This is a genomic window from Hymenobacter psychrophilus, assembly GCF_900107135.1.
Classification (GTDB): Bacteria; Bacteroidota; Bacteroidia; order Cytophagales; family Hymenobacteraceae; genus Hymenobacter; species Hymenobacter psychrophilus.
Genome location: NZ_FNOV01000004.1, coordinates 303,466 through 317,079 on the forward strand (window position 1 = coordinate 303,466; position 13,614 = coordinate 317,079).

The window sequence follows — 13,614 nt, forward strand, 5'->3', positions numbered from 1 at the left end:
ATGCCGTATCTTTGCACAGTATGCTAAGTGTCAGAACTCCTTCCGTCCGCGACTATTTCCCCTTCGAGCCCACCCAGGACCAGGCTGCCCTGTTTCAGCAGCTCGATGGGTTTTTGAAGGACGATTTGCCGGGCCGTAAGGCGTTTGTGCTGCGGGGCTACGCCGGCACTGGCAAAACCACCGTGGTCAGCGCCCTGGTGCAGTGGCTGCACCAGATGGGCCGCAAATACGTGTTGATGGCCCCCACCGGCCGCGCCGCCAAAGTCATGGGCACCTACTCGGGCGTGGCCGCCAGCACCATTCACAAGAAAATCTACCGCCAGACCAGCGGCCAGCCGGCCCAGGGCCTTACGTTTCAGCGCCAGCCCAACCGCGCCCAGGACACACTGTTCATTGTCGATGAAGCCTCGATGATTTCCGACGAAAAGGCCTTTGGCTCGACCGGCCTGCTCGACGACTTGATGAGCTACGTGTTTGAAAAAACGTCAAACCGCCTGCTGCTCATCGGCGACACTGCCCAGCTGCCTCCGGTAGGCCAGCTGCTCAGTCCCGCCCTCGACCCCGACCTGCTGCGCGACCGGTTCCGGGCCGAGGTGGGCTCGGTGGAGCTGCGCCAGGTGATGCGCCAGGCCGAGAAGTCGGGCATCCTGATGAACGCCACCGTGCTGCGCGAGGAGCTGCGCCAGGCCGAGCCCAACATCCAGTTCTTCACCAAAGGCTACCCCGATATCTTCTCGATGGGCACCGACAAGCTCGAAGACGGCCTGCGTTGGGCCTACAAGCACTTCGGCTACGAGAATAGCACCATCATCTGCCGCTCCAACAAAAACGCCAACCAGTACAACCAGTACATCCGCCGCATCCTGTTCGAGGCCGAAGACGAGATTGAGTCGGGCGACTACCTGATGGTGGTGCGCAACAACTACTACTGGCTGCCCAAGGATTCCGACATCGGCTTCCTGGCCAACGGCGACTTCGTGCAGGTGGTCAAAATCATCCGCCTCACCGAGGAATTCGGCTTCCGCTTCGCCGATGCCCGCGTGCGCCTCGTGGACTACCCCGACGAGCCCGACCTGGAAGTAAAGCTGCTGCTTGACACGCTGCACACCGAAAGCCCCGGCCTGCCCGCCGACCGCAACAAAGCCCTCTACGAGGCCGTCAGCGAAGATTACAACCACCTTACTACCAAGAAAGAGAAGAGTGCCGCTTTGCGCAAAGACCCCTTCCTGAACGCGCTGCAAGTCAAGTTCGCCTACGCCCTCACTTGCCACAAAGCCCAGGGCGGCCAGTGGCAGGCTGTTTTTGTCGACCACGGCTACCTGAAGGAAGACATGGTGAACTCCGAGTTTGCCCGCTGGCTCTACACGGCCGTCACCCGCTCGTCGGAGAAGCTGTTTCTGCTTAATTTCAACCAGAAGCTGCTCGGCGACCCGGCCGAGGACGAGTAAGTCATACTGAATGGTCCGATGAACTTCAACGTCTATGGGCCGCGTTAAGGATCAGCAAGACTAGCCCGAAACTTGGCTGGTGCACCTCGGTAGAATTTTCCGTACTTTTCACTGTCATTTACCCATTTGCCTTATGAAAAATGTTCTTTTTCTGGCTCTGTCGCTATCGGTGATGGGCCTGAGCGCTCAGGCGCAATCTGTGAAACCGGCCAACGCCCAGGCCAAAGTGGCGGGTCCGCAAATCCAGTTTGAGGAAACCAAATACGAGTTTGGGGCCGTATCAACGGGTGCCGTAGTCGACCACACCTTCAAGTTCAAGAACGTGGGTACCCAGCCGCTGGTCATCTCCAACATCGGTGTTACCTGCGGCTGCACCACGCCCGAGTGGAGCCGTGAGCCTATCATGCCCGGCAAGTCGGGCACGGTGGTGGCCAAGTTCAACACGGCCGGCAAGTATGGCATGCAAAACAAGGTGCTCACCGTCGAGTCGAACTCGGTGGGCGGCAACGCCATGGTAGCCATTATCGGCGATGTGAAAGAAGCCGGTGCCGCCTCGTCTTCTATGCAGACTACCCCCGCCGGTAATATTGAGTCGATGGTAGACCAGAGCGCCCCCGACGGCAAAACGAAGCTGAAGATGGATGACAATAAAATCAAGGCCAAGAAGAAATCGTAAGACAAATTCTTCCAGGTGAAAAAAGGCGCTTCCCCTCGCAGGGAAGCGCCTTTTCTTGTTCGATTGAGAAGGTAGAGCGAAAGCCAAAGGCTAAAAGCCATCAGCTTAGCTCAGCCCTACAGCTGCCGGGCGGCCAGCAGCAGCATAATCCAGCCGGCAATGAAGAGTACGCCGCCGATGGGCGTAACGGCCCCGAGCTTGGTAATGCCCGTCAGGCAGAGCACGTAGAGCGAGCCGCTGAACACGAGGATGCCGCCCAGCCACAGCCACGCCACGGTGCCCAAGCTCTTCAGTTCCGGCCGCATCAGCAGCAGCAACCCAATGCCCAGCAGCGCCAGCGTGTGAAAAAACTGGTACCGCACGGCCGTTTCAAACGTTTCGAAGCGCCCAGCCGCCTCCAGGCTCTTGCGCAGCCCGTGCGCCGCAAAGGCCCCGATGCCCACGCTCAAAGCGCCCAGCAGCGCCGCCAGTTGGATGATAATTTTAGCAGTCATTGGAATTGGTTCTTGGTGAGTAATGAACGGGCAGTAATACCTCGTCATGCTGAGCGAAGGCGCAGCCGCAGTCGAAGCATCTCTACCGCAATGGTAAAATCAACGACAGGGTTACTGTTGCAGTAAAGATGCTTCGACTGCGGCTGCGCCTTCGCTCAGCATAACTGTGTGCAAATCTACCGGCGCCCAAAAATAGCGCTGCCCACCCGAACCAGGGTGCTGCCTTCGCGCACGGCCAGCGGGTAGTCGGCGCTCATGCCCATGGACACCTCGCGGAAAGCAGGCTCATCAGCGAAATACAGGGCCCGAAGCTTGTCGAAGTAGCCGCGCAGCTGCCGGAACTCCCGGCGCACCTGGTCCTCGTCGTCGGTGTTGGTGGCAATGCCCATCACGCCCGTCAGGCGCACGTGGCGCAGGGCGCGGTACTCCTCGGAGCCGAGGATTTCTTCGGCTTCGGGCAGCGTGAGGCCGGTTTTGGTGTCCTCATCGGCAATCTGGAACTGGAGCAGGCCCTCGATTACCCGGTCGTGTTTGGCGGCCTGCTTCTCCATTTCGAGCATTAACTTCAGGCTGTCCACGCTCTGAACGGTGTGCACGAAGCTGGCAATGTACTTGACCTTGTTGGTTTGCAGCTGCCCAATAAGGTGCCACTGCACGTCGGCGGGTAGCTGGGGCTGCTTGGCGGCCATTTCCTGCGCCCGGTTCTCGCCGAACAGCCGGCTACCGGCGTCGTAGGCTTCCTGTAGCAGCGCTACGGGGTGGGTTTTAGTAACGGCCACCAGCCGGGCGTTGGTGCCGGCCAGGGTCTGCTCAATGCGGTGGAGGTTTTCGGCAATAGACATGCGGGCAAGTTCGGGGTTTCGGTGGGAAAGGGCGCTGTTGGGATTGGCGGGCGCTCTGAGTGCTTCCGCGTCGTAAGCAACCCGGCAACAGTGGTTGTGTTGCAGCTCGGTTACAGCAGGCAGCCTTTATTGTTATACTTGCCTCAGGTTTGAAAGGGTAAATAGAAATGCCTGTTAGCAGAATAAGGTCTTTATGAATGATGTTTTTAGCCGCGAGCGAGGGGAGAGGTTACTGGAGTGTTGTGCTGCAATCGAGCAACGGCTGACGAGGCTGTCCGGCAGAGAGGAAACCCCAAAAACTGGGTTGCTGGGCTTGTTAATGGCTATTGTATTTCCTGAAGTCAACGCCGCTCATCCCTATGTCTGGCGACAGCAAGCGGAGGAAATTAGCCAGGCGCTTGCCACGAATCAGCCGCAGGAGTTAGCCGCGCTGCTGAATGTACACGCCATCAATGTGGCCATCGAAGCCGCGCGCTATCAGGATGCAGACCTAACCCGCTTGGCGGAGGTACTGCGCCGCTTTTCAGGAGAAACCAGAAACTTTACAGCCAAGCAGTAAGGGCCCTTTTAATCCTACACCAAACTCCGTATCTTTGCGGCCCTGCCAGGGTGGCGGGCCGGCGCTTTAGCGTTGGGTATCAAGCAAAAACGCGTTGCGGAGGTGGGCCCTGCTCCCGGCGTGTACATCAGGGCCACTGCAATATATCATGGCAGAGCAAGTAGAATTAGTTGACAATTTCGACTGGGACAACGTGGACGCTAGCGGCTTCGGTGGTAACTATACCTCCGAGCAGCGCGCCGAAATGGAAGAGATGTACAGCGGTACGCTCACCACCGTTCAGGAAGAAGAAGTAGTAACCGGCACCGTAGTTGGCATGACCGACCGCGACGTGATCCTGAACATCGGCTTCAAGTCCGATGGTCTGGTACCCCTGTCCGAATTCCGCGACCTGCCCGACCTGAAGGCCGGCGACACGGTGGAGGTATTCATCGAGGAGCAGGAGAACGCCAACGGCCAGCTTATCCTGAGCCGTAAGAAAGCTAAAATCAAGCAGGCCTGGAAAGCCATCTACGACGCTCTGGAGAATGATTCGGTGCTCGAAGGCGTGGTGAAGCGTCGCACCAAAGGCGGCCTCATCATGGACCTCGACGGCGTAGAGGCCTTCCTGCCCGGCTCGCAGATTGACGTGAAGCCCATCCGTGACTTCGACATCTATGTTGGTCGTCGCATGGAAGTGAAAGTGGTGAAAATCAACGCCGCTTTCGATAACGTAGTGGTATCGCACAAGGTGCTCATCGAGAAAGACCTCGAGAAGCAGCGCGAAGCCATCCTCAACAACCTGGAGAAAGGCCAGATCCTGGAGGGCGTTATCAAGAACATGACCAACTTCGGCGTGTTCATCGACCTCGGCGGTGTCGACGGTCTGCTGCACATCACCGACATCTCGTGGGGCCGCATTGCTCATCCGAGCGAGGTTCTGCAGTTGGATCAGAAACTGAATATCGTAGTTCTCGACTTCGACGAAGCCAAGAAGCGTATCAGCCTCGGCCTGAAGCAGCTGACCCCGCATCCGTGGGATTCGCTGCCCGAAGACATGGGCGTAGGCACCAAGGTGAAGGGCCGCATCGTGAACGTAGCCGACTATGGCGCGTTCATGGAAATCATCCCCGGCGTAGAGGGCCTGATCCACGTGTCGGAAATGAGCTGGAGCCAGCACCTGCGCAACCCGCAGGACTTCATCAAGCAGGGCGACGTAGTAGAGGCGCAGATTCTGACCCTCGACCGCGAAGACCGCAAGATGAGCCTCGGCATCAAGCAGCTCAGCGAAGACCCATGGACTCGTGGCGACTTCTCCGAGAAGTATGCTATCGGTACCAACCACAACGGCCTGGTGCGCAACCTGACCAACTTCGGCCTGTTCGTAGAGCTGGAAGAGGGTGTGGACGGCCTCGTGCACGTGTCGGACCTGTCGTGGACCAAGAAGATCAAGCACCCATCCGAAATGGTGAAGGTGGGCGACCGTCTGGACGTAGTAGTATTGGAACTGGACGTGAGCAACCGTCGCCTGGCCCTGGGCCACAAGCAGCTGGAGGAAAACCCATGGGATACGTTCCAGACGGTGTTCACCCCCGGTTCGGTACACACGGCCACCATCATCGACAAGAACGACCGCGGCGCGGTGCTCGAGTTGCCTTACGGCATCGAAGGCTTCGCTTACCCCAAGTCGCTCCAGAAGGAGGATGGCTCGATGGCTGAGAACGGTGAGTCGCTCGAATTCCGCGTGATTGAGTTCTCGAAGGATGACCGTCGCGTGGTACTTTCGCACCAGGCTGTGTACAACAAGCAGGCTGAAGAGGAAGGCCGTTCGGCTAAGTTCGCCAAGAAGAAGCCATCGGCTGCCGGTGCTGCTCCACAAGGCGAAGGCAAGCTCAGCGACATGAAGAAGACCACCCCGGCCGAGAAATCGACCCTCGGTGACCTCGATGCGCTGTCGGCTCTGCGCGACAAAATGATGGACAACGAGTCGTAAGCCTCACCGCTTACCACAAGTGAATAGGAGAGGCCCCGGCGCAAGTCGGGGCCTCTTTTTTTGGGCTTACTATAAGTAAGAGTCATTCTGAGCGAAGCCAAAGCCAAAAAACCTGTATTGTAATGGTAGCTATGGCTATTGCAATGAAGAGGTGGAGATTCTTCGACAAGCGGATGCCAGATGGAGAATGACAGTCATCCTGAAAAAGAAGCTGCAGGTCGCCAATCACTTACCCGCATTTTGCCCGAAAAAGACCGCCTGACTTTGGCGTAAGTCAGATTAAGCCGTATGTTTGCATCCTCAAAGCCCTCCCGGTGACGTGACCGAGCGGCTAGGTAGAGGTCTGCAAAACCTCCTACGGCGGTTCGAATCCGCCCGTCACCTCTTCTTACTTCATTGCCTGAACCCCGGTTGATTCGTTTCAATCGGGGTTTTTTGCGCCGAAATAAATCTGGCTGCAAGAATTATCCGGAAGTTGGAAGTTGGGGCTCTGCGGGCTTAAATTGTACGGGATCTAGTGGCCTCGTTGTGGTTTAGCCGCGCTTTATCCCTACATTCCGTTCCTGCGTAGAACCGCGCACCAACCCGTTTTCCTTCATCTTTCTTCTTTATGAAAATTGTGAACCTGCGCACTATGCGCGGCCCCAGCTTCTGGTCTGTTAAGCATTACCGTTTGATTGTAATGAAAGTGGATTTGGAGGAGCTGGCCGATAAGTGGTCGAGCAGCCTGCCGATGCTGGCCGAGCAGCTGCCGGGGCTGCTGCCCCGGCTAACCGATGCCCCACCTTCCGACGCGGACAAGGCCATATTGAAGAAACCCCCGCTCACGGCCGCCCTGCTCACCGATGGTGAGCCGCTGGGCTACGTGATTCAGCATGTGGCGCTGACGCTGCAGCGCACGGCGGGCATGCCCGTGTTCTGGGGGAAGTCGTACCCGGCCGAACAGGAGCCGGGCGTGGAGTTCGTGGTGTTTGCTTACCAGGAGGAGCGGGCGGGCCGCATGGCTGCCGAGGCCGCTGTGCAAATCGTGGATGACATCTGCCACGGCCGGCCAGTGAGCGTGGAGCGTACAGTAGAGGAGCTGCATGAAATCCGGGAGGAAGAATTCTTTGGCCCCAGCACCTGGAGCATCGTATCGGAGGCCACCTCGCGCAACATCCCCTACATCCAGCTCAAAAACAGCAGTATCATTCAGCTGGGCTACGGCGTGAACCAGAAGCGTATCTGGGCCACTACGAGCAGCTACACTTCGCACGCCGCGGTGGAGGTGGCCGGCAATAAGAATCGTACCAAGGCCATGCTGGATGCGGCCGGCGTGCCCGTGCCCAACGGCACCACGGTGTACTCCGAAGATGAGTTGCGCGAGGCCATCGAGGAGCTGGGCTTTCCCATCGTAACCAAGCCGCTTAATGGCAACCACGGCCGCGGCGCTACCATTGGCATCAAGAGCTGGGTAGAGGCCGTGGATGGCTTCCAGGCCGCCCGCGAGCATTCGCGGGCCGTGATTGTGGAGCAGCTCGTGCAGGGCCACGACTTCCGGATGCTGGTAGTGAACGGCAAGCTGATTGCTGCCGCCAAGCGCACCCCGGCTGCCGTAACCGGCGACGGCCAGCACACCGTGCAGGAGCTGATTGATATCGTGAACGAGGACCCGCGCCGGGGCGTCGGTCACGAAAAGGTGCTCACCAGCATCAAGGCCGACCAGCACACCCAGGATTTACTGCTCACGCACGGTCTGACGCTGGAGTCGGTGTTGCCCGAAGGGGAGGAACTGTACCTGAAAACAACGGCCAACATCAGCACCGGCGGCACGGCTACCGACGTAACCGACCTGGTGCATCCCTACAACGTGCTGATGGCCGAGCGCGTGGCCGGCATTGTGGGCCTCGATATCTGCGGCATCGATTTGCTGACTTCCGACATTGCCATCCCGCTGAACGAAACCCGCGGCGCAGTTATTGAGGTGAATGCCGCGCCGGGCTTCCGGATGCACATTTCGCCCACCCAGGGCCTGCCCCGTAATGTGGCCGCCCCGGTCATAGACATGCTGTTTCCAGCCGGCAGCAAGTCCCGGATTCCAATTTTTGCCGTCACCGGCACCAACGGCAAAACTACCACTACGCTACTGCTGGCCCATATTGTGGCCTCAAAAGGCTACAAAGTGGGGCACACTACTACCAACGGCATTTATATTCAGGGCGTGCAGCTGCAAAGCGGCGACTGCACTGGCGGGCAGAGTGCTGAGTTCGTACTCAAAGACCCCACGGTGAACTTTGCGGTGCTCGAAACGGCCCGCGGTGGTATGCTGCGCTCGGGTCTGGGCTTCCATACCTGCGACGTGGCCGTGGTAACCAACGTGGCCGCCGACCACCTGGGCATGCGTGATATCTACACCGTGGAGGATATGGCGGCCGTGAAGGGCGTGCTGCCGCGCACAGTGCGCAAAAACGGCTGGGCCGTGCTCAACGCCGACGATGACTTGGTGTACGCCATGCGCGAGAAGCTCGATTGCCGGGTGGCCCTCTTCAGCATGGACGAGCACAACCCGCGCATCCGGGAGCATGCCGAGCATGGCGGCCTGGCAGCCGTGTACGAGGAAGGCTATATTTCCATTTACAAAAACAGCTACAAACTGCGGATAGACCGGGCCGCCGAGTTCCCGATTACCTTTGGTGGGCGGGCCAGCTTCAACATCGAAAACTCTATGGCTGCTGCCCTGGCCTGCTACTGCTACGGCTTCGACAAAGACGAAATCAAGCAGGCCCTGCGCACGTTTGTGCCCTCGGGTGTGAAAACGCCCGGCCGCATGAACGTGTATAAGTTTCCTGATTTTGAGGTGATTGTGGATTATGCCCACAATGCTCACGGCATGGAGAAGTTTGCTCAATTCCTCGAAGCTACCGAAGCCACCCACAAAGTAGGCGTGATTTCGGGCCTCGGCGACCGGCGCGACGAAGACACGCTGGCTTTTGCCCGCATCGTGGGCCGCGTGTTCGATGAGGTGATCCTGCGCCAGGACCGCGACCTGCGTGGCAAAACGGCCCAGCAACTCAAGGACCTAATGACCGAGGGCCTGCGCCTCGATGCTCCCAACGTTCCCATTACTTACATCGAAGAAGAGATGGAGGCCATGGACCATGTGCTGCAAACCGCTCGGCCCGGCTCGCTCATCGCCATGTTCACTGAAGACATTACCGCTACACTCAAAAAGCTCGACGAATTCGAAGCACAGATCACGGATTAGCACGGATTTTAGCGGATTTCACGGATTTTGTAGCTGGCCCGGTTAGCTGCTTTCAGCCTACTACAACTCCAAAAATAAAAAGCCACCTCGCAAGAGGTGGCTTTTTTTAATCGGCTACAAAATCCGTGAAATCCGTTAAAATCCGTGCTAATCCGCGGTCCTACTTGAGCGTGAATGTCGTCTTGCCAATCAGCACGCCACCTTCGTAGAGTTCTACAGTGTGGAGGCCGGTTTTGTAAGCGGCACCCTTGGCGTAGAGGAACTGGACGGGCTGGCGGGTATTGTCGTACACGATGTCCTGCTTGGCTGTGTAGAAGGCCTCCGAGCCGTCAATCATGAAGGTGCCGCCGCCGGTGCTCAGGTTGTAGAGAGCAGCGCCATCGGGCTCAATCAGACGCATCATAATCTCCTTGGTTTCCTTCGGCGATACGTCGTTGCGGGCCAGGTTGAAGGTTACTTTAACCTTCTCAACCCGCTTGGCCTTGAACTCGTTGTCGGAGTCTTCCTTTTCCTTTTCGCGGCTGTTAACCACGTTCACGCGGATGTTTTCGGACTGCAGGCGCGAGGCCACGGCTACTTTCTGGCTCAGCTCCTGGTTGGAGCGCACCACCGACGAAATGGTGTCAGTGAGCTTGTTCTGGCGCTCCTTAAGCGTGGTAGTTTCGGTGTAGAGGGCCTCGTTATCAGCTTTGAGCTGGACGATTTCCTCGTCTTTCTTCCGCAGCTGGGTTTCGAAGTTAGCAGCCCGTTGCTTGAAGCGGCGCTGCTCGCTTACGCTGAAGCTGCTGGCCCGGAAGGAGCGCAGCTTGAGCAGGTCGGAGTTGATCTGGGCCAGCTTGGCTACCAGCGAGTCATTAGCCAGACCCATGCCCTGCACTTCTTGGCTCTGGCGCTCGTAATCGGCTTTCAGGGCCTCATACTGCTTGATCTGGTCTTCGAGCTTGGCATCCTTGCTGACCACATCGGCCTGCAGCTTTTCGTTCTGCTGGCTCTTCTGCTGGTTCATATAAAACAGAAACCCGTTGATACCCAGCAGCACCAGAATAAGGGCCCCAATCAGTAGCAGGCGGTTATTGTTCTTTGGTTCGGGGCTCTGATCTTGTTCCATACAGAAAGGGTTTGGGTGGAGGTCCGGACAGTCCGGACGCGGTAGTACCTTTAAGGCAAAAATAACGGAGTTTGGTACCCCGGCAAGTGCCGAAGGTACAACCCCGCCACGAAATGCCGCCCAACCCGCCTCTCGATACCGCCTACTGGCAGCAGCGTTACGAAATCGGCCAGACCGGCTGGGATGCAGGCGCTATAACGCCCCCACTGCGCGAATATTTCAACCAACTGGGGCTGCCCGACGGCCGCCGCATCCTCATTCCAGGGGCCGGCCGCAGCTACGAGGCCGAATATCTGCATGACGCCGGCTGGCCCAACGTACTGGTCGCCGACCTGGCTCCGGCGGCGTTGGCGGCGCTACAGGCCCGCGTGCCGGGCTTCCCGGCGGCCCACCTGCTGCTGGCCGATTTCTTTGCCCTGGAGTCCGTCCCGCCTTTCGACCTCATCGTGGAGCAAACCTTTTTCTGCGCCCTCGACCCTGCCTTGCGCCCCGCTTATGCCCGCCAATGTGCCCAGCTGTTGCGGCCCGGTGGCACGCTTGTGGGTTTGCTCTTCGATACCGAATTTGCACCGGCTGGCCCGCCTTTCGGCGGTTCGCGCGAGGAGTACCGTGCCTACTTCGAGCCCTACTTCGATTTCGCTCATTTCACTGCTGCTACCAACTCGCTGCCGCCCCGCCAGGGCCGGGAGCTGTTTATCTGCCTGAAAAAGAAGGACCGTTAGGGGCAGGGCTCGTCCCTGCGTCTAACGGTGCTGTTACCCAAACCCTACTATCCCCCAACTCCATGCTAGAAGCTCTTGCCAACGTGCTGCCGCACTTCCGCAATACCAATTCCGGTCAGTTTTTTCTGATGGCCGGCCCCTGCGTAATTGAAGGGGAGGATATGGCCCTGCGCATTGCCGAGCGCATCCAGCACATCACCGACAAGCTCCAGATTCCGTTCATTTTCAAAGGTTCGTACCGCAAAGCCAACCGCTCGCGCCTCGATTCCTACACCGGCATCGGCGACGAAAAAGCCCTGCGGATTCTGCAGAAAGTAAGCCAGCAAATCGGCGTGCCCACTGTTACCGACATCCACGAATCGGGCGAGGCTGCCATGGCCGCCGAGTACGTGGACGTGCTGCAGATTCCGGCTTTCCTGTGCCGACAGACCGATTTACTCGTAGCCGCTGCCCAAACCGGCAAAGTGGTGAACGTGAAAAAAGGCCAGTTTCTGAACGGCGAGGCCATGCAGTTCGCGGTGGACAAAGTGCGCCAGTCGGGCAACAACAACGTGCTGCTAACCGACCGCGGCAACTCGTTTGGCTACTCCGATCTGGTGGTCGATTTCCGCAACCTGCCCGCCATGCGTGCCTTCGGCGTACCTGTTATCATGGATGTAACCCACTCGCTGCAGCGGCCCAACCAGAGCAGCGGCGTAACAGGTGGCCAACCGGCGCTCATCGAAACCATTGCCAAAGCCGCCATTGCCGTGGGCGCCGACGGCCTGTTCATCGAAACCCACCCCACGCCCGCCACCGCCAAATCCGACGGTGCCAACATGTTGCCTTTGGACCAGCTGGAAGACTTGTTGATGAAGCTGACGCGGGTGCGCGAGGCGGTGCGGTAAGCGCGGCCAGGGCAAGAACAAAGACGGCTGTCATCCTGACGGAGGAAGGACCTTACTCTACCAAACCAGCCTTTTCAAACGGTTGGATTCGTGGGCTAAGTTCCTTCCTTCGTCAGGATGACAGCCGTCTTCTTTCACTACCTACGCTCCAAATACCCGGCTTAGCTCCAGTAGCCTGTCCAGCGGGTTATCAAAGCGCAGGGTGAAGTGCTGGCGGGGCAGGCTGGGGCGGAAGAAGACGAGGCCGATATAGAACAGGTCGACGGTGAGCGTGACGTCGGGGTGCTGGCGGACGGCTTCCCAGGCACGTTCCATTTCGGCTGACCAATGGATATCGTCGAGCACAAAAACGCTGTGGTCGGTGCGGTGGGCGTTGAGCTGCTCGAAGTAGCGCACCGTGGGTTCGTAGCGGTGGTTGCCATCGAAAAAGGCGAAATCGACGGGGTCGGGCAGGGCCGCCAGGGCAGGAGCGAGGGTATCGTCGAGGTTGCCTTCGATGAGGGCCACGTTTTCGGCACCCACGGCGCTGAAGGTTTGGCGGGCAACGGCGGCCGTGGTGGGGCAGCCCTCGAAGGTAAGCACCCGGGCCCGCGAGTCGGCCAGAGCCAGGTAGGCAGTGGTGAGGCCCAGCGAGGTACCCAACTCGACTACGGTGCGCGGCCGGTAGTGATTAACGAGCCGAAACAGCAGCTGTCCCAGCTTTGGGGGCTTGGCGGCGGTACGGGCAATGTCGCGCAGGCGGCGCGTGCGGCCCGCCCCGGCCACTCGCGAGCCCGCCCCGAAGTCGCGCACCGTAATAGCCGTGTCGTCGGTGAGCAGGGCGGCGCGGCGGGCTTCTACGGCCTCGTAGGCGGCAAACTGGCCCGAGTGGTTTACTACGTGGGTGTAGAGGCCGAATACGGAGGGCGAGTGCAGCCCGTGGGCGTTGCCCGAGCGCCCCAGGAAACGGAGGTAGCTAAGAATCTGGAAAAGCAAAGCGTGGTTGCGGAGCGTTAGGTTGGAACAGGAAAGGTAGAAACCGTTCGGTTTAGGAGCGCGTAGGGGCGAGTCTTGTCCCTGCCCGTCGTCAGAACAGCCCGTGTGGAAATCGTTTAACGGTGGGCGAGGACAAGCCCCGCCCCTACGTCGTGCGCCAAATAAATCCACAAAAAAGCCGCCCGGAGGCGGCTAAAAGCAGTTTGAAAACCGAGTCGAACAATTAATTCAGGCGGTAAGGCACGATTAGCGTAAACTCCGGAATTTCGACGTCGAACTCGTTGCCGTCCATCAGGCGCTCCATCTGGTAGGTGCCCCGCATCTTGCCCACGCCCGATTTCAGGTTGCAGCCCGATACGTACTGGTGCGATTCGCCGGGTTCGAGCACCGGCTGCTGGCCCACCACGCCTTCTCCCTCCACCTCGCGCACTACGCCATTGGCATCCGAAATAAACCAGTGGCGGCGCAGCAGCTTCACGGTATATTCGCTGTTGTTGCGGATATCAATTTTGTAGGCGAAAACGTAGTGCTCCTGACCCGGGCTCGAATAGTCGGGTAGGTAGTTGGTAATAACGCTGACGGTTACGCCCTGAGTGGTGGTCGTATTCATAACGGCGGAGTTGCAGAGGAGAAAAAAACTAACAGCACGGGCCCGGATTTGGTTTACTTGCTTTCCCTAACGCAGCC

At 58.7% G+C, this 13,614-nt stretch carries 12 protein-coding genes and 1 tRNA gene; 8 read left to right on the plus strand and 5 right to left on the minus strand.

The genetic code is table 11. From position 1 onward, the window contains the following. Positions 1-20 precede the first annotated feature (20 nt). Together BLW21_RS08105 and BLW21_RS08110 are read left to right on the plus strand one after the other, a co-directional pair. A complete protein-coding gene (locus BLW21_RS08105) occupies positions 21-1,448 on the plus strand; it encodes an ATP-dependent DNA helicase (RefSeq protein WP_092738949.1) in 1,428 nt (475 codons plus the stop codon). A gap of 133 nt (positions 1,449-1,581) precedes the next feature. Further along, positions 1,582-2,124, plus strand: a complete 543-nt coding sequence (locus BLW21_RS08110; protein WP_092738950.1) for a DUF1573 domain-containing protein — start codon at positions 1,582-1,584, stop codon at positions 2,122-2,124. A gap of 116 nt (positions 2,125-2,240) precedes the next feature. Here the strand turns inward: BLW21_RS08110 and BLW21_RS08115 are convergent, their stop codons facing one another. After that, the gene (locus BLW21_RS08115; protein ID WP_092738951.1) at positions 2,241-2,618 is read right to left on the minus strand and encodes a DUF423 domain-containing protein; all 378 of its coding nucleotides are present in this window, start codon (positions 2,616-2,618) and stop codon (positions 2,241-2,243) included. Positions 2,619-2,794: 176 nt separating this feature from the next. Then, positions 2,795-3,460, minus strand: a complete 666-nt coding sequence (locus BLW21_RS08120) for a YggS family pyridoxal phosphate-dependent enzyme (RefSeq protein ID WP_092738952.1) — start codon at positions 3,458-3,460, stop codon at positions 2,795-2,797. Between the two features lie 193 nt (positions 3,461-3,653). Between BLW21_RS08120 and BLW21_RS08125 the strand changes: the two genes are divergently transcribed. The 4 genes from BLW21_RS08125 (at position 3,654) to cphA (ending at position 9,235) form a co-directional block, all read left to right on the plus strand. Next, on the plus strand, positions 3,654-4,019 hold the full coding sequence (locus tag BLW21_RS08125) for a hypothetical protein (protein WP_092738953.1): 366 nt from the start codon (positions 3,654-3,656) through the stop codon (positions 4,017-4,019). Between the two features lie 148 nt (positions 4,020-4,167). Continuing rightward, positions 4,168-5,991, plus strand: coding sequence for a 30S ribosomal protein S1 (rpsA, locus tag BLW21_RS08130; protein WP_092738954.1), 1,824 nt, complete (start codon positions 4,168-4,170; stop codon positions 5,989-5,991). A gap of 313 nt (positions 5,992-6,304) precedes the next feature. Continuing rightward, positions 6,305-6,375 (plus strand) — tRNA-Cys (locus tag BLW21_RS08135). Positions 6,376-6,601: 226 nt separating this feature from the next. Next, positions 6,602-9,235: a cyanophycin synthetase gene (cphA, locus tag BLW21_RS08140; RefSeq protein ID WP_092738955.1), complete on the plus strand. Its 2,634-nt coding sequence runs from the start codon at positions 6,602-6,604 to the stop codon at positions 9,233-9,235. A 160-nt stretch (positions 9,236-9,395) separates the two neighbouring features. Here cphA and BLW21_RS08145 read toward each other — a convergent pair whose 3' ends face one another. After that, on the minus strand, positions 9,396-10,343 hold the full coding sequence (locus tag BLW21_RS08145; RefSeq protein WP_092738956.1) for a hypothetical protein: 948 nt from the start codon (positions 10,341-10,343) through the stop codon (positions 9,396-9,398). Positions 10,344-10,429: 86 nt separating this feature from the next. Between BLW21_RS08145 and BLW21_RS08150 the strand changes: the two genes are divergently transcribed. Together BLW21_RS08150 and kdsA are read left to right on the plus strand one after the other, a co-directional pair. After that, positions 10,430-11,065 (plus strand): methyltransferase domain-containing protein, encoded by a 636-nt coding sequence (locus tag BLW21_RS08150; RefSeq protein WP_317040224.1) that lies wholly within the window; start codon positions 10,430-10,432, stop codon positions 11,063-11,065. Positions 11,066-11,127: 62 nt separating this feature from the next. Next, the gene (kdsA, locus tag BLW21_RS08155; protein WP_092738958.1) at positions 11,128-11,952 is read left to right on the plus strand and encodes a 3-deoxy-8-phosphooctulonate synthase; all 825 of its coding nucleotides are present in this window, start codon (positions 11,128-11,130) and stop codon (positions 11,950-11,952) included. A gap of 141 nt (positions 11,953-12,093) precedes the next feature. Here kdsA and BLW21_RS08160 read toward each other — a convergent pair whose 3' ends face one another. Beyond that, positions 12,094-12,927 (minus strand): O-methyltransferase, encoded by an 834-nt coding sequence (locus tag BLW21_RS08160; RefSeq protein ID WP_092738959.1) that lies wholly within the window; start codon positions 12,925-12,927, stop codon positions 12,094-12,096. Positions 12,928-13,150: 223 nt separating this feature from the next. Continuing rightward, a complete protein-coding gene (apaG, locus tag BLW21_RS08165; RefSeq protein WP_092738960.1) occupies positions 13,151-13,537 on the minus strand; it encodes a Co2+/Mg2+ efflux protein ApaG in 387 nt (128 codons plus the stop codon). Between the last annotated feature and the right edge of the window lie 77 nt (positions 13,538-13,614).